Source organism: Pseudomonas karstica (assembly GCF_009707515.1).
GTDB lineage: Bacteria > Pseudomonadota > Gammaproteobacteria > Pseudomonadales > Pseudomonadaceae > Aquipseudomonas > Aquipseudomonas karstica.
This window is the reverse complement of record NZ_WLYI01000016.1, coordinates 110,615-126,121: the sequence shown is the minus strand read 5'-3', so window position 1 is coordinate 126,121 and position 15,507 is coordinate 110,615. Positions and strand designations below refer to the sequence as shown.

The following is a 15,507-nucleotide window of genomic DNA, read 5'->3' as shown; positions in this document are numbered from 1 at the left end:
TGCGTTCGGGTATGCCGAGCCTAGGCGAGGCACCAAGTGGTGGGGCAAGAGCCTTTGGTTACTTTGGGCTTTTCAAAGTGACACGCCGTAAGGGCGTAACCCTAAGCCGCCCTGACCGCAGCAACGGATATACACCCCCCAACCGAGTCGCACCGGAACCAACTGATCGTCTACGGGTTCTTGACGCTATTCAAGCCCATCAACCCAGCCAGTGCAGACTTCCCCTCCAACTCCGCCAAATTCGCGGTACCCATGGGCTGCGGCTGACTCAGGTGACCATGCTGCATAAAACAGATCAGGCTCCCCACCAACGGTTGATGGCTCACCAGCAACACATTGTCATCAGTCTCAAGGTGATCCAGCACCTGCTCCGGACTACTCTCCGGCGTCAGCCAAGGTACCGTCAGAATCTGCGGCTCGAACCCCAGCACTTCACGCACCAACTGCGCCGTCTGCTGCGCCCGCACATAAGGGCTGGCGATGATGGCCTGGATCGGTTGGCCAATCAGATGCGCCGCACTGCGCAGCACTTCTTTACGGCCATGATCGGTCAGGTTGCGCTCGGCATCAGTGCGGGCATGCCCTTCAGCTTCGCCGTGACGCAATACCCACACTTTCACAGCTTCGGCTCTTCATCGCGGGCCGGGTGCGGCGCGGGCGGCACGCTGTGGGCAGCTTCACCTTCCGGTGCGCGTGGAGTGGGCCAATCGGCGAACGGCCAGGGTTTCTGGTCGCTGTGAAAACTGCCGAAGCGGCCAATCTGCGCCAGGAACTGGCTCAGGCTGTCGCCAAAATTCATCAAGCTCAGGTTTGGCGCCCCGTAGACCAGACGGTAAACCAACTGCACCACCACCAGCGCGCCCAGGAGAAACTGCGCCACTTGCCACACCAGGGCAAACACCAACATCCACAGAACACGCAGAACAATGGACTCGTACTTGGGTGCTGCTTTCGGATCGTTCATGACGCGTTCCTCAATTGAAACCACTGGTGGAAATAAAATCGACATCGGTTTTCGGCTCGGCACGCATCAGCAACTCGATAACCTGGTTCAAAGTGCGCCCTTCAAACAGGATCGCGTGCAACCCGGCGACCAGCGGCATATACACTCCGACTTCCTGGGCCTTGGTTTTCAATACCTTGAGGGTATTGACCCCTTCGGCCACTTCGCCCAGGCGAGTCACGGCGTCTTCCAGGCTCAAGCCCTGGCCCAGGGCGAAACCTACTTGGTAGTTGCGACTTTTCGGCGATGAGCAGGTGACGATCAGGTCGCCGACGCCGGCCAGGCCGAGGAAGGTCATCGGATTGGCGCCCTGGTTGACCGCAAACCGGGTCATCTCCGCCAACGCACGGGTGATCAGCATGCTTTTGGTGTTTTCCCCCATGCCCAGGGCCACGGCCATGCCAGCGATAATCGCGTAGACGTTTTTCAACGCCCCTCCCAACTCCACGCCGAAACGGTCAGCACTGGCGTAGACCCGGAAGGTACGGCCATGCAGGACCTCTTGAACCCGCTCGCAGAGAACCTCATCCTCACTGGCCACCACGGTGGCGGTCAAGGCATGCTCGGCCACTTCCCGCGCCAGGTTCGGCCCGGACAACACGCCGATACGTGCCTGGGGAGCAATCTCTTGAAGAATTTCGCTCATCAGCTTGAAGGTGTGGGCCTCAATACCCTTGGTCAGGCTGACCAGCAGCTTGCCGGCCAGGCACTCTGCGTGGGGGGCCAGCACTGAACGCAAGGCACTGGACGGCAGGGCGACAAAGCACAGGTCGCAGGCGGTCAACGTTGCCAGCAGGTCGGTGACGGGCTCGACTGCCGGGTGAATCTTGATACCTTTAAGGTAACGCGGGTTTTCCCGATTGACCCGAATGGCCTCGGCCTGTTCGGGGTCACGCATCCACTGGTGCACCCGATGACCGTTTTCAGCCAACAGGTTAGCCACGGCGGTACCAAAACTTCCGCCTCCCAGGACCGCAATAGGGCGCTGTTCAGTCATATGCAATCCGTTAATCCATACCAGTGGCGATGACGGCATTATACGGGGCGACCCGTCAGGGGCCAGCCCCCGCGTAAATTCCCGTGTTTGTCGGAAAATGGTGCGTTTGCGCAAGGTAATTGCAAAGGCGACGACTGGTAAAAGCCCTCACCTCAGTTAACATGAGCGGCTATATAGTCACTATCAAGGCCGTGCCGTGTATTTGGGCCCTCCTCCTCGCTCATCCCTCTTTCTGGCATTGTTGTTCAGTGGTCCGTTGTTCGCCGATGATCTTTTCCTCGACAACCAACCGCTGCCTCAGGTGCTGACCGCCACTCGGCTCAAGCAGTCGGCCGCGGCCGTGCCCGGCAGTATGACGGTGATCGATAGTGAGTTGATCAAGGCCAGCGGCGCACGGGACATCGCCGAATTGCTGCGCCTGGTGCCTGGGATGATGGTCGGCTACACCACCGGCAACCAGGCGGCCGTCAACTACCATGGCACCAACGCCAGCGACGCGCGACGCATGCAGGTTTTGATCGATGGGCGCTCGGTATACCGCGCCGGCCTGGCCACTGTGGACTGGAGCGATATCCCAGTGGCCATGGAGGACATCGAGCGCATCGAGGTCTTCCGCGGCCCCAACACCGTCAGCTACGGCGCCAACGCGCTGATGGCGGTGGTCAACATTCTCACCCGGTCGCCGGCCAACAGCCAGGGCACGCGAATTAAAGTCACCCGGGGCGAACGAGGGATCAATGACTATTACGCCAGCCAAGGCATCGGCTGGGAAACCGGCGACCTGCGGTTGTCTGTTTCCGGGCAGCAGGATGATGGCTTTGACAGCAACGCCCTCGGCACCGACCGTCGCGACAGCCGCCGCCTGAACCGCTTCAGCCTGGCCGTCAGCCAGACCCTGAACCAGCAACAAAGCATTGACTGGCAATTCAGTGCCAAGGAAGGCAGTAATCAGCGCCCTTATACCTACAAACCCGTGTTTTCCGGCATTACCGAAGGCGGTACCAACTCCGACGTCACCGCCAAGGACTATGCCGGTTCGCTACGCTGGAACTTCGATTTCAGCCCCGAGCACAGTCTTTATATCCAAGGCTCGGCCCAGCAGTGGGATCGCCGGCAGCTCTGGAAAGCCTGCGACGCCAAGGTCTCGTTCAGCCCGGAGTTGACCCAGCTCTGGCAGCTCAACTCCAACTACGCCGAGCAATTGTCCAGGCACATGGAGGCCTACAGCCAGGACGCCGCACCACCAGGCAGCGCTGCCGAGCAGGCCCTGGCCACCCAGGTGCTTGAACAATGGAAAAGCGGCGGCAAAGACAGCGTCTGCGGCACTATCGACCAAAGTACCCGGGAAAGCCGCTACGACTTGGAGCTGCAAGACACCCTTAGCCTGACCGACAGCCTGCGCCTGGTCAGCGGCATGAACTACCGCTACGACCGCGCCGACTCCGACACGTACTTCAACGGTACCCTGGACGACAACACCTGGCGCCTGTTCGGCCACCTGGAATGGCGGGCCAACGAGCATTGGCTGCTGCAGGGCGGCGCGATGTTCGAGAACACTCACCTGAGTGGCAACTCCCTGACGCCACGGATCGCTGTCAACTACCTGATCAACCCGCGCCACGGCCTGCGGGCGGTGTACTCCGAAGCCATCCGTTCCCCAGACATGTTCGAGAACAACGTCAACTGGAGCTACCGGGTCACCAACCTTGATTCCCCGGCCTATGGACAGAACTCGGGCCAATACTTCGTCAAGACCCGTGGCCCGGGCGATCTCGACCAGGAGCTGATGCGCTCCCGAGAGCTGGGCTACAACGGTTTTTTTACCGACATCGGACTCAATGTCGACGTGAAGCTGTTCTATGATGAAGTCACCGAAATGATCAGCGAGCCGCTGCGTAACAACCAGTACATCGCCAGTAACACCAACCGCTCACGTTTTACCGGCATCGAAACCCAACTCGACTGGCGTGTAAGTGCCGCCGATCGGCTGCGGCTGACTTATGCTTATGTCGATGCCAGCGCTACCAACCCTCTCGATCAACAGCAGACCGCCCGTAACAGCGGCTCCGCCGGCTGGCTGCGGGAATGGGGCCAGGGCTGGTCCAGCGCGCTGTTCTATTATGGCAATGACGCCCTCAACCAATATCGCTTCGAACGGGTCGATATGCGGGTAGCCAAGCGCATTGCCTTGGGCAAGGCCAACCTGGAACTGGCCGGCATGTTGCAGCAACGGCTCGATAACCAGCCCACCACCTGGGCCGACAACAACTACGACCATCGCCACGTGCTCTACTTCAGTGCGGAGCTAGAATTCTAGATGCCCCGCACTCTGTCATGGATGACCCGTTTCCTTACCGCCCGTCTCTGGCGGTATTGGTTGCTGCCCGCCTGCCTGCTGTTCACCTCCCCGAACTGGGCAGCCGAGATTCTGCTGACCGCTGCAGAGGATGGCCCGGGGGTCCAGGCTTTCGTCCAGGCTCTGGGCCGGCAGCGCCCGGATGACAGGGTGACATTCACACCGTTGAAAAACCTTCCTGCGCCAGCACTCTTGCCGGACAGTACCCGCCTGATCCTGCTGGACCTGCAAAGCCTCGACTGGCGCTTGCAGGATAGCCAGGGCCCACCGACCCTGGTGCTACGTATCAGTCGCCTGCAAGCGCGATTGCGCCTGGGCCATAGCGTGCCGGCGAAGATCAGCCTGTTGTGGAGCGACCCACCGCTGGAGCGCCAGTTGCGCCTGATCGCCGACATCTTGCCCCAAGCCCATCGCATTGGCGTGCTGTATAGCCTCGACAGCGAGTTCCTACTCCACGAGCTACAGCGATACGCCACGCCCATGGGCCTGGAAATCGTCCCTCAGCGCTGGGACAACATTAATGACAGTCGCCCGCTGCAAGCCCTGTTCAAGAACAGCGATGTACTGCTGGGCCTGGACGATCCCCAACTATATAACCCGAAAACCGCAAAGAACCTGCTGTTGAGCAGTTACGCCAGGCAGTTGCCGTTGATCGGGCCCAACGCCGGCTTCGTCAAGGCCGGCAGCCTGGCCAGCACCTACAGCGACCAGAACGATTGGCTGGATGTACTCGACCGACTGCTGGATCGTACGCCATCCAGTTGGCCTCGCTCGCTGTACCCGGAACACTTCAAAGCCGTGGGCAACCCGCAAGTCGCACGCTCACTGGGAATCGAACAGGTGGACGAAGCCGCCCTCGCCGTCCGATTGGCCGAAGGAGAAAAATACCCATGACCTTCCGTCGCCGTTGGGATATCAGTACCCGCACTCAGATCATCACCCTGGGCCCGGCGTTGTTGCTGACGTTGCTGTTGATCAGTTTCTTTACCTTCGTGCGGATCCAGGACTTGCGCCAGGAACTGGACCACACCGGTCAATTGATCGCCAACCAATTAGCCCCGGCCACCGAGTACGGCGTGATTTCCGGCAATAACGATGTATTGGAAAGCCTGTTGCGCGCCACCCTGGCCACGCCTCATGTGCGCTTCCTGGAAATCCAGGACAGCACGGAGAACATCCTGGTCTATGTCGAACAACCTTCGAAAAAACACGACCGCTCACTGTCGGTGAAAGTGTTCCAGGCGCCGATACGCCTGCAACATATCCAGTTGGGCAATGACTTTTTCCAGGACAGCAGCGTGCAGCCCAAGGTACCGCAAGCGGACTACCTGGGTCGGGTGATCGTCGGCATGTCCAACGACGCCTTCAGCCAGCGCCAACAGGAAATCCTGTTCAAGGCAGCAGTTCTGGCGCTGTTTGCCTTGCTCTTTACCTTCCTGCTGGCCCGCCGCCTGGCTGCCAGCCTGTCGCAACCGATCAGCGCCATGGGGCATGCGGTCAAGGCCATCCAGCAGGGCGACTACAAGACGCCGCTGCCGATTGTCGATGACTCGGAACTGGGCGACCTGTCCCGCCACATCAACAACCTCGCAGAGGGGCTCAATCAGGCCAGCCGCGAGCAGCACCAGGCCATGGCCCAATTGATCCAGACCCGCGAGGAAGCCGAGCAGGCAAACAATGCCAAATCGGACTTCCTGGCAATGATGAGCCACGAACTACGCACCCCGATGAACGGAGTGCTGGGCATGCTGCAACTGCTTGAAACCACCGACATGACCGAGGAGCAGACCGAGTATGCGGCACTGGCCTGCGAGTCCACTGAGCACCTGCTCAAGGTCATCAACGACATCCTCGACTTCTCGCGCATCGAACGAGCAGCCCTGGAACTTGAGCATATCCCGTTCAACCTGGTCGAGCTGATCAACAGTTGTGCCCAAGCCTTCCAGCACAGGGCCATGCAGCGCGGGCTGGAGCTGAAATTATCGATACTCTCGGGCATGGACTCATTGCAGGTCCAGGGTGATCCGACGCGAATCCGGCAGATACTCGTGAACCTGATCGGCAACGCCCTCAAGTTCACAGAGCATGGCACCATCACCATCGAACCTCACTGGCAGACCCTGGACCATGAACTGCTGTGGTTCACCTGCACTGTGCGCGACAGCGGGATAGGTATTTCGGCCGAATCACTGGAGTTGATGTTCGACGCCTTCCAACAAGCCGACAGCTCCATCTCAAGGCGTTACGGCGGCACCGGCCTGGGTTTGCCCATTGCACGCACCCTGGCCGAACGCATGGGTGGCACCTTACGTGCGCAGAGCGTAGAAGGTCAGGGCTCGGTATTTACCCTAGAAATCCCCTTGGCGATCTATCAGCAAAGCCTACCGGCCATCGCGCCAGACGCTCAGGGTAAAACCAGTAACGGCGAGGGGCGCAATATCCTGCTGGTGGAAGACAACCCGGTCAACCGCACAGTGGTCGAAGCCATGCTGCGCAGCCTCGGGTTCGAGGTCAGTATCGCCACCGACGGTGCCGAGGCGATTCGCAGTGCCGAAAGCCTGATTTTTACTGCCATCCTGATGGATTGCCGGCTACCGAGGATCGACGGTTACGAAGCCACTCGACAGATTCGTCAACTGCCCGGCTGCGCCGATCTACCGATCATCGCCCTCACCGCCAACGCCTTGCAGGGCGACCGCGAAGCTTGCCTGGCCGCCGGAATGAACGATTACCTGGCGAAGCCGTTCAAACGCATGGATTTGCAGCAAATCCTACAGCGCTGGGTTCAGTAGATGGCCGCCATCGACTAACTGCGACTGGCGTGAAAGGCGAAAGTGCGGCAGTCTTAGGCACCCGAACGGGCCTGAAAACCAGCCCGGTTTATATTTTCAGTGCACAAGTGTACATTCATGTCCTTGATGCTGTGACTTTCACTACAACGCAATAGTCTATGTGTAGGCTGTCGATGTGAAGCATGAACGCTTCAGTCGGTCGGGAAGATTTGCCCTACCCTGCCGCATGGGATTATTGAGGAGCTCGCATGACCAAACAAAACGCCTTTACCCGGGAAGATCTGCTGCGCTGCAGTCGCGGTGAGCTGTTCGGCCCAGGTAACGCGCAACTGCCCGCCCCGAACATGCTGATGGTGGATCGAATCACCCATATCAGCGAAGAGGGTGGCAAGTACGGCAAAGGTGAATTGGTCGCCGAGCTGGATATCACTCCTGACCTGTGGTTCTTCGCCTGCCATTTCGAAGGTGATCCGGTGATGCCAGGCTGCCTGGGCCTCGACGCCATGTGGCAGTTGGTCGGCTTCTACCTCGGCTGGCAGAACCTGCCGGGTCGTGGCCGGGCCCTGGGTTCGGGAGAAGTGAAATTCTTTGGCCAGGTCTTGCCAACAGCCAAGAAGGTCACTTACAACATTCATATCAAACGCGTCCTCAAGGGCAAGCTGAACCTGGCCATTGCCGATGGTTCGGTGACTGTCGACGGTCGCGAGATTTATACTGCCGAAGGCCTTCGGGTCGGCGTATTTACTTCCACTGACAACTTTTAAGGGTTATCCGCATGCGCCGCGTCGTTATCACTGGTCTAGGCATCGTTTCGTGCCTGGGCAATGACAAAGAGACCGTCTCCGCTAACCTGCGTGCAAGTCGCCCTGGCATCCGCTTCAACCCGGAATATGCCGAAATGGGTCTGCGTAGCCAGGTTTCCGGCTCCATCGACCTCCCCCTCGAAGAGCTGATCGATCGCAAGATCTATCGCTTCGTCGGCCACGCAGCCGCCTACGCCTACCTGGCCATGAAGGATGCGATCACTGATTCCGGCCTGACCGACGAACAGGTTTCCAACCCGCGCACCGGCCTGATCGCCGGCTCCGGCGGCGCGTCGACCTTGAACCAGATGGAAGCACTGGACATCCTGCGCGAGAAAGGCGTCAAGCGTGTCGGCCCGTACCGTGTCACGCGGACCATGGGCAGTACCGTCTCCGCCTGCCTGGCCACGCCGTTCCAGATCAAGGGCGTGAACTACTCGATCTCTTCCGCTTGCGCCACCAGTGCTCACTGCATCGGTACCGCGGTCGAACAGATCCAGCTGGGCAAGCAGGACATCGTGTTCGCCGGTGGCGGCGAAGAAGAACATTGGAGCCAGTCGTTCCTGTTCGACGCCATGGGTGCACTGTCCACCCAGTACAACGAGACCCCGGAGAAAGCCTCCCGTGCCTATGACGCCAAGCGTGACGGCTTCGTCATCGCCGGCGGTGGCGGCATGGTAGTGGTCGAGGAACTGGAACACGCCCTGGCCCGTGGTGCGAAGATCTACGCGGAAATCGTCGGCTACGGCGCCACTTCCGATGGCTACGACATGGTTGCACCGAGTGGCGAAGGTGCCATCCGCTGCATGCAAATGGCCATGGCCACCGTCGACACCCCGATCGACTACCTGAACACCCACGGCACCTCGACTCCGGTCGGCGACTCCAAGGAAATGGAAGGCGTACGTGCAGTGTTTGGTGACAAGGCTCCCGCCATCAGCTCTACCAAGAGCCTGTCGGGTCACTCCTTGGGCGCCGCTGGCGTTCACGAAGCGATCTACTGCTTGTTGATGATGGAAGGCAACTTCATGGCAGGTTCTGCCAACATCGAGGAACTGGACCCGGCTGTCGCCGACATGCCAATCCTGACCAAGACCCGTGAAGATGCAACCATCAACACCGTGATGAGCAACAGCTTCGGCTTCGGTGGCACCAACGCCACCCTCGTACTGAAACGCTGGCAGGGTAAGTAAGCCTCGCTGCTGGATCACATGAAAACGCCCCGACTGGTTCGGGGCGTTTTTTATTGGCCTGGATTTTACTGCAAGCCCGGGGCTGGCTTGCGACGAGCAGGGGTATCGACACAACTCTTGGATTTGCCGCAGCAGACGCCAGGGTTTTGAAATCGTTGAAGGTCCTGCGGCCCTTATCGCAGCCTCGTGCCTCGACAGCGGCTACAAAGACCGCACCGATCTCCTGTAGCCGCTGGCGTAGCCTGCGATCGGCTGCACAGCAGTCGCCTGGATCTTGAGACCGTTGAAGGTCCTGCGACCCTTATCACAGCCTCGTGCCTCGTCAGCGGCTACAGAAAGCCAGGCCTTTTATGTAATACGAAGCCGCGATATCAAAATACCCTCACATCATCCGCCACGGGCTTCAGCGAACAGTGAAGCTCTTTTCGGTCAGCAGGCGGTCACCCTGGAACACCATGAAACGCCAATCTCCCGGAACCACTTCGTGGCCCTCGGTGAACTCATAGGCCATCACATCCTGAGGCGCGCCAGGCACCAGTTTCTGTGTGACTTCGAACTTGTCATGGCGAATGCCATCCGGAGTACGGATACCGGGGGTGAAATAAAGCAAGGTCAACGGTGTGTCATCGGCGACCTTACCAACCAGTTGATAACGCAGGCCGAACTTGGTGCCCAGCTTGGCAGGCACCTCCTGGGTCGTCTGGATTTGCTCATTACTGCGACGCAACACGCGCTCTCCCGATTGCAACTCGGCTTGCGGGCCATCAAACACTCCGTACTCCACCGGGCCTTCAATACGGACTTCGGCGCTGGCCAGGCTGCTGATCATCATCAGCGCCGCCAGGGCGCTTAAACGGGTGAGTTGCATAGTGCGCTCCTTGGTTGAGATGGCGGGAGCTTATGACGCCGGTGTGACGGGACGATGACAATACGTGCGGGCCTACCCCTCACGCCTACAGGGGCTTGGGCAGAATCGCCAGGAAATTGTCCCGTGCGACTTTTCGCGCAACGTCTTCAGGCAAGGCATCGAGGAACGAATCGAAGCTATGCATTTTCTCCCCCAGATTACTGAAACGTCCCACAACATCGGAACCAAGCATAAAGCGCTCCGGGAAGCGCTCTACCAGCCGTACCCACTCAGGCCGTGGATTGCCCGCCTCATCCAGCAAATACGGCGTGAGCACGCTCCAGGACAGGTCGATGTACAAGTTGGGATAAGCCTCCAGCATTCGACTCAAGGTCGGCAGCAAAAACTCCAACTGCGTCTGGTGGCGATGAATCTCCATACTGGTGCCCGCGTGCGCCCAGATAAACCGCGTGTGAGGATGATTACGCAGCGGCTCCTCGATTTCCGCCAGGTACAACGGATTGCGCTCACGCTTGGAGGTGATGTTGGAATGCACCATCACCGGCAGATCATTTTCGGCAGCCAGGTGATAGATCAGGGTCATCGCCTCGTTGTTGGCCCTTGGGGTATCCCCAGAGGTCAGTGCCGTCAGGTCGTCATGACGGGTAAACACTTCGCCAATGCCTTGCCACAGCCCGGGATTGAGGTCGAGCATGCGCTGAATATGAGCGGCGGAATTCTTGTCGTTGGGGTTGAAACCGGCGAGGAACGGATGGAAGTGTCGACGTTGCTCAGGTGCCAATTTATTCATCGCTGCTGCCACGATCACGTCGGTGGCACTGTACCAATAGGCATCGGCATCATCACCGGCGTAATAGCGCGGACGCTTGGGTTCATCTTCGTGCCATTTTTTCGCGACCGGAATGCCGGAAATCATCACGTGCTCGATGTGATTATCCGCCATGACCTTGAGCAACTTGTCCATCCCCGCCGTTTCCTGGAAGAAATCGACGTAATGCAGGTGCGCATCACTGTAGGCATAGTCGCGAGCTTGTGCGCCAAGGCTGGCGGCAGCCAACAACAGGGCAACACTCAAACGGATCAATGGCACGACAGAATCTCCACAGGGCTGATGAAGGTAGACCTCAAGATGTCCGCCGGGGTTCAGCGACGAAAAACAGGGAACACCAAGATGCCAGCATGTTCTATAACTGCATGACCTTTATCCCGTCACCTTGTGAGGTTCGCCATGCCTGTTACCGTGAATACGCTGAACGCCGAGAACTTTCGCCATAGCGTCCACGTCAATAAACACGAACTGTTTACCGACCTGCCCAAAAGCCTGGGTGGCGATGACTCGGCGCCCTCCCCCCATGACTACTTCGATGCCGCCCTTGCTTCATGCAAAGCCCTGACCCTCAAGCTGTACGCGCAGAAAAAGGACATCCCGCTCACCGGCGTGACCGTGGAAGTCACCCACGACAGTACCGAGGAGCAAAAGGGCAAGTACAAACTCAACGTCAAGCTGACCCTCAAGGGCGTGCTCACCGATGAACAGCGCGACGAACTGCACCGCGTGGCCGATCGCTGCCCGGTACACAAGCTGATGACCACCGCTGAAGTCACCATTGAAACCCAGCTTTCGGAAGGTGCCTTCAGCCAATAGCAGTAACATCCCATCGAGCGGGTTATGCTCCCAAGCCTAACCCGCTCAGATTGGGAAGCACCATGACCACCATGACCGTGATCCGCCCTCGCGCCGAAGATGTGGAGGGCCAACCGATCCTGCGCCCGCTGCCTTCAAGGGAATGTCGCAGCGTAGGGCCTTTCGTGTTTTTCGACCACATGCTCGAAACTCGCTACGCGCCGGGCACCGGCATGAACATCCGCCAGCATCCCCATATCGGCCTGTCCACCCTGACCTACCTGTTTGAAGGTGAACTCCTGCACAAGGACAGCCTGGGCTCAGACCAGGAGGTCAAGACCGGGGATGTCAGTTGGATGACTGCCGGCAGCGCCATTGCCCACGTCGAACGCACGCCAGAAGCCCTAAAGGCCAGCGGTTTCAGCCTGCATGGGTTGCAAGTATGGCTGGCCTCGCCCAAAGAGCATGAGCAAGGGCCTGGGCACTACAGCCATCACCCCGCCGCGAGCCTGCCAGTGAGTGACAACCTGGGCGTGAAAATTCGCCTGATCGCCGGCAGCGGCTTCTGCCTGAAATCGCCGGTGCCGGTGCTGTCACCAACGTTGTATGCCGAAGTAGAGATGCAGACGGCCACGACGCTATTGATCCCGGATGAGCATGAGGAACGGGCGGTGTATGTGCTGCAGGGTGAAGCGCAACTGGACGGCGTCTCCGTGGAGGTTCATAGCCTGGTGGTGCTGCCTGTAGGCCAGAGCATCACGCTGTTTGCCGAAACTGACTGCCATCTGGTGGTGTTTGGCGGCGCACCACTGGATGGGCCACGGCGGATCAACTGGAACTTCGTGGCGAGCGATCCGGCGCTGATCGAGCAGGCGCGGCAGCGTTGGACCGCCGGGGATTGGCCGACTGTACCTGGGGAAGTTGAGCGGATTGAGTTGCCGGGCAACTGATGATCGCTCCCACGCGGAGCATGGGAACGATCACAGGGGCTGAACACATCAACCCTTGAACACTTCATCCAACAGGTTGTGCATCGACAGGAAAGCCCGCGCAGCGGTTTTCGCGTCATACATCATCTTGCCCGGCACATTGGCATGGGGGTCGGTAAACGAGTGCACCGCACCGCCATAGCTGAGCAATTGCCAATCCACACCGGCGGCATTCATTTCTTCCTCAAACGCCGGCAGTTGCTCTTTCGGCACCAGTGGGTCGGCAGCGCCATGCAGCACCAGTACTGAGCCCTTGATGTTCTTCGCATCCGCCGGGTTTGGCGTGTCGAGGGTACCGTGGAACGACACTGCGGCCTTCAACGGCGCACCGGTACGGGCCAGCTCAAGAGAGCAGCAACCGCCGAAGCAGAAACCGAAGGTTGCCAGTTTCGAAGTGTCGACTGCCGCTTCGGTCTGGCCTTGCAGTTGCTCAAACGCCACTTGCATGCGCTTGTTCAGCAACGCACGGTCGTTCTTCAACGGCATCATCGCCGCGCCCGCCTCGTCGCCGTTGGAAGGACGAACACCCTGCCCATACAGGTCGGCGATCAGCACCACGTAACCCTTGCCGGCGACGGTCCTGGCGATTTCCTCGGCACCCGCACCAACCCCCATCCAGTTTGGCGCCATCAACAACCCTGGCAGCGAACCTTTATGGCTGGCATCAAAGGCCAGCCGACTTTCGTAAGTTTGGCCATCAATCTGATAGACCACAGAACGCACGGTGACTTGGCTCATCATTTTCTCCAATTGAAGGGGGTCCATAACGAAAAACCCCGCCGAAGCGGGGTTTTCTTACAACGGTGTTAAACCGACAATTCAACCAACAACTTGTTCAGTCGGCGCACATAGGCGGCCGGGTCTTTCAAGCTGTCGCCAGCAGCCAGGGCTGCCTGGTCGAAGAGGATATGCGACAGGTCGCCAAAGCGCTCTTCGCTCTGCTCGCCGTCAAGTTTCCCGATCAGCGGGTGAGCCGGGTTGAATTCGAAGATCGGCTTGGAGTCCGGAACCTTCTGACCGCTGGCTTCCAGAATCTGGCGCATCTGCATGCCCAGGTCCTGCTCGCCGATGGCCAGGATCGCTGGAGAGTCGGTCAGACGGTGGGAAACCCGCACTTCGCTGACAGCATCGCCCAAGGCAGTCTTGATCCGCTCAACCAGGCCTTCTTTGGCCTTGGCCACTTCTTCGGCTTCTTTCTTCTCTTCTTCGGAGTCCAGGTTACCCAAGTCCAAGTCGCCACGGGCCACGTCGACAAAGCTCTTGCTGTCGAACTCGCTGAGGTAGCTCATCAACCACTCGTCGATACGATCGGTGAGCAGCAGCACTTCGATGCCTTTCTTGCGGAAGACTTCCAGATGCGGGCTGTTCTTGACCTGGGCGTAGGTTTCGCCGGTCAGGTAGTAAATCTTGTCCTGACCTTCCTTGGCGCGTGCCAGGTATTCAGCCAACGACACAACCTGCTCGCCCTCTTCGCCCTGGGTGGAGGCGAAACGCAACAGGCCGGCGATTTTTTCCTTGTTGGCAAAATCTTCCGCCGGGCCTTCTTTCATGACCTGACCGAAGTTTTTCCAGAAACCCTTGTATTGCTCAGGCTCGTTCTTCGCCAGTTTTTCCAGCATGTCGAGGACACGCTTGGTCAGCGCCGACTTCATGGAATCGATGATCGGGTCTTTCTGCAGGATTTCCCGCGACACGTTCAGCGACAAGTCGTTGGAATCAACCACGCCTTTGATAAAACGCAGGTACAGTGGCAGGAAGGATTCCGCCTGGTCCATGACGAACACGCGCTGCACGTACAGCTTCAGGCCTTTCGGGGCTTCACGCTGGTACAGGTCGAACGGAGCACGGGCCGGTACGTAGAGCAGCGAGCTGTATTCCAGCTTGCCTTCAACTTTGTTGTGGCTCCAGCTCAGCGGGTTTTCGTAATCGTGGGCGATGTGCTTGTAGAACTCCTGGTATTCCTCGTCTTTTACTTCAGTACGAGGACGAGTCCACAAGGCGCTCGCGCGGTTGACGACTTCCCATTCCTGGGCAGGTGCCTCTTCGCCTTCGGCCGCCGCTTGTTCTTTCGGCAACTCAATCGGCAGTGCGATATGGTCGGAGTACTTCTTGATGATATTACGCAAGCGCCAGCCATCGGCGAACTCGTCTTCACCAGACTTCAAATGCAGGACAATGCGGGTACCGCGATCAGTCTTCTCGACCGTTGCGACTTCAAACTCGCCCTCGCCCTTGGAAGACCAATGCACGCCTTCGCTGGCGGCAAGGCCGGCACGGCGGCTGAACACTTCAACCTGGTCGGCAACAATGAACGCGGAGTAGAAACCAACGCCAAACTGGCCAATCAGGTGTGAATCTTTTTTCTGGTCGCCAGACAGGTTCTTCATGAAATCAGCGGTGCCAGATTTGGCGATGGTCCCCAAATGGGTGATCACATCCTCGCGGCTCATGCCGATACCGTTGTCTTCGAGGGTGACGGTTTTGGCGTCTTTGTCGTAGCTCACACGGATTTTCAGTTCCGCGCCGCCTTCCAGCAACTCAGGCTTGGACAGGGCTTCGAAACGCAATTTGTCGACAGCATCAGAGGCGTTCGAGATCAATTCGCGAAGGAAAATTTCCTTGTTGGAATACAGCGAATGGATCATGAGGTGCAGCAGTTGCTTCACCTCGGTCTGGAAGCCCAGGGTTTCCTTTTGAGTTTCCACACTCATGGTCATCTAACTCCAATTGGATGGCAGTGGCCGCGCCCTTGAGGGTTGGCGGTGGGTTGTCATCAAAGTTGGGGGCTAAGACCAGGATTTCAAGGGTGGGCATGCTCCTGGATTTTGAAATGGGCCCGAGCGGTGGCGACAGGTTCGGCCTGGGTGCTTTGCAATCTGAAT

Annotated in this window: 14 protein-coding genes; 7 read left to right on the top strand and 7 right to left on the bottom strand. The window is 58.8% G+C overall.

Annotation, left to right across the window (positions count from 1 at the left end):
- Window positions 1–170: 170 nt before the first annotated feature.
- Genes sixA through GIR22_RS13550 form a run of 3 tightly spaced genes read right to left on the bottom strand, consistent with a single transcriptional unit; the run spans window position 171 to window position 2,000 of the window.
- The gene (gene sixA / locus GIR22_RS13560; protein WP_178122242.1) at window positions 171–620 is read right to left on the bottom strand and encodes a phosphohistidine phosphatase SixA; all 450 of its coding nucleotides are present in this window, start codon (window positions 618–620) and stop codon (window positions 171–173) included.
- Complete coding sequence (locus tag GIR22_RS13555) at window positions 617–964, bottom strand: DUF4389 domain-containing protein (RefSeq protein WP_154743806.1); 348 nt, start codon at window positions 962–964, stop codon at window positions 617–619. The genes sixA and GIR22_RS13555 overlap by 4 nt, the downstream gene beginning before the upstream one ends.
- Window positions 965–974: 10 nt before the next feature.
- A complete protein-coding gene (locus tag GIR22_RS13550) occupies window positions 975–2,000 on the bottom strand; it encodes an NAD(P)H-dependent glycerol-3-phosphate dehydrogenase (protein ID WP_154743805.1) in 1,026 nt (341 codons plus the stop codon).
- A 196-nt stretch (window positions 2,001–2,196) separates the two neighbouring features.
- Between GIR22_RS13550 and GIR22_RS13545 the strand changes: the two genes are divergently transcribed.
- From GIR22_RS13545 to fabB, 5 genes are all read left to right on the top strand, one after another.
- Window positions 2,197–4,317, top strand: coding sequence for a TonB-dependent receptor domain-containing protein (locus tag GIR22_RS13545; protein ID WP_178122241.1), 2,121 nt, complete (start codon window positions 2,197–2,199; stop codon window positions 4,315–4,317).
- Window positions 4,318–5,250: an ABC transporter substrate-binding protein gene (locus GIR22_RS13540; RefSeq protein ID WP_246208321.1), complete on the top strand. Its 933-nt coding sequence runs from the start codon at window positions 4,318–4,320 to the stop codon at window positions 5,248–5,250.
- A complete protein-coding gene (locus GIR22_RS13535; RefSeq protein WP_154743804.1) occupies window positions 5,247–7,148 on the top strand; it encodes an ATP-binding protein in 1,902 nt (633 codons plus the stop codon). The genes GIR22_RS13540 and GIR22_RS13535 overlap by 4 nt, the downstream gene beginning before the upstream one ends.
- 248 nt (window positions 7,149–7,396) lie before the next feature.
- A complete protein-coding gene (gene fabA, locus GIR22_RS13530; protein ID WP_154743803.1) occupies window positions 7,397–7,912 on the top strand; it encodes a 3-hydroxyacyl-[acyl-carrier-protein] dehydratase FabA in 516 nt (171 codons plus the stop codon).
- Window positions 7,913–7,923: 11 nt separating this feature from the next.
- Window positions 7,924–9,144 (top strand): beta-ketoacyl-ACP synthase I, encoded by a 1,221-nt coding sequence (fabB, locus tag GIR22_RS13525; protein WP_154743802.1) that lies wholly within the window; start codon window positions 7,924–7,926, stop codon window positions 9,142–9,144.
- 403 nt (window positions 9,145–9,547) lie between these two features.
- On the opposite strand, the gene GIR22_RS13520 is transcribed toward fabB, so the two are convergent.
- On the bottom strand, window positions 9,548–10,012 hold the full coding sequence (locus tag GIR22_RS13520; RefSeq protein WP_154743801.1) for a DUF3859 domain-containing protein: 465 nt from the start codon (window positions 10,010–10,012) through the stop codon (window positions 9,548–9,550).
- A gap of 85 nt (window positions 10,013–10,097) precedes the next feature.
- On the bottom strand, window positions 10,098–11,102 hold the full coding sequence (locus tag GIR22_RS13515) for an amidohydrolase family protein (RefSeq protein WP_178122240.1): 1,005 nt from the start codon (window positions 11,100–11,102) through the stop codon (window positions 10,098–10,100).
- A 138-nt stretch (window positions 11,103–11,240) separates the two neighbouring features.
- Here GIR22_RS13515 and GIR22_RS13510 point away from each other — a divergent pair, with 138 nt between their 5' ends.
- Both GIR22_RS13510 and GIR22_RS13505 read left to right on the top strand, forming a co-directional pair.
- Window positions 11,241–11,657, top strand: a complete 417-nt coding sequence (locus tag GIR22_RS13510) for an OsmC family protein (protein WP_154743800.1) — start codon at window positions 11,241–11,243, stop codon at window positions 11,655–11,657.
- Window positions 11,658–11,719: 62 nt separating this feature from the next.
- Window positions 11,720–12,586, top strand: coding sequence for a pirin family protein (locus GIR22_RS13505; RefSeq protein ID WP_154743799.1), 867 nt, complete (start codon window positions 11,720–11,722; stop codon window positions 12,584–12,586).
- Window positions 12,587–12,634: 48 nt separating this feature from the next.
- Here the strand turns inward: GIR22_RS13505 and GIR22_RS13500 are convergent, their stop codons facing one another.
- Both GIR22_RS13500 and htpG read right to left on the bottom strand, forming a co-directional pair.
- The gene (locus GIR22_RS13500; protein ID WP_154743798.1) at window positions 12,635–13,363 is read right to left on the bottom strand and encodes a dienelactone hydrolase family protein; all 729 of its coding nucleotides are present in this window, start codon (window positions 13,361–13,363) and stop codon (window positions 12,635–12,637) included.
- 68 nt (window positions 13,364–13,431) lie between these two features.
- Complete coding sequence (htpG, locus tag GIR22_RS13495) at window positions 13,432–15,336, bottom strand: molecular chaperone HtpG (RefSeq protein ID WP_154743797.1); 1,905 nt, start codon at window positions 15,334–15,336, stop codon at window positions 13,432–13,434.
- Window positions 15,337–15,507 lie beyond the last annotated feature (171 nt).